This window comes from Candidatus Symbiothrix dinenymphae, assembly GCF_001431085.1.
Map to the genome: position 1 here is coordinate 1 of NZ_BBRU01000449.1, position 429 is coordinate 429.

Genomic DNA, 429 nt, shown 5'->3' on the forward strand with positions numbered 1-429 from the left:
GGGCGCAAAGGTATATTTTTTTTTAATACGCTCCAATTCTTTTTCAAAGTTTTTTTGCGATTTGGGGCTAAGTTGCTGATTATTAGCAAAATATTTTTTTTGATGAATATCTCCGTGCAAGATAACGTCAAACAGGTTTGATTACCGCCACATATCCGCCTGCTTTTGCCAATTTCACTTTCAAAGGCTTGCCGGCTTCGATGGTCTGAATTAATTTTATACTATTTTTCGGATTCTTGTTGGCATCCTTGGCATCTGCCCAGATTTCGATGGTGTGTTTTCCGGCAGACAGGAATTTCGTGTCGAGTGTGATATCTTTTTCCACGCTGTTTGAATCGGAAATCATTCAAAACCTGAATCCGCCCTGCGCTATCGCCGACCCGTCCTGGATTAAACCGGGAATGAGTGCGTGGGACAACTGGGGGAGTG

At 42.9% G+C, this 429-nt stretch carries 1 protein-coding gene; it reads right to left on the bottom strand.

Features of this window, described 5'->3' with window-relative positions; all coding sequences use genetic code 11:
• Positions 1-127 precede the first annotated feature (127 nt).
• Positions 128-325: a glycoside hydrolase family 97 C-terminal domain-containing protein gene (locus tag ASC50_RS04985; RefSeq protein ID WP_158648465.1), complete on the bottom strand. Its 198-nt coding sequence runs from the start codon at positions 323-325 to the stop codon at positions 128-130.
• Positions 326-429 lie beyond the last annotated feature (104 nt).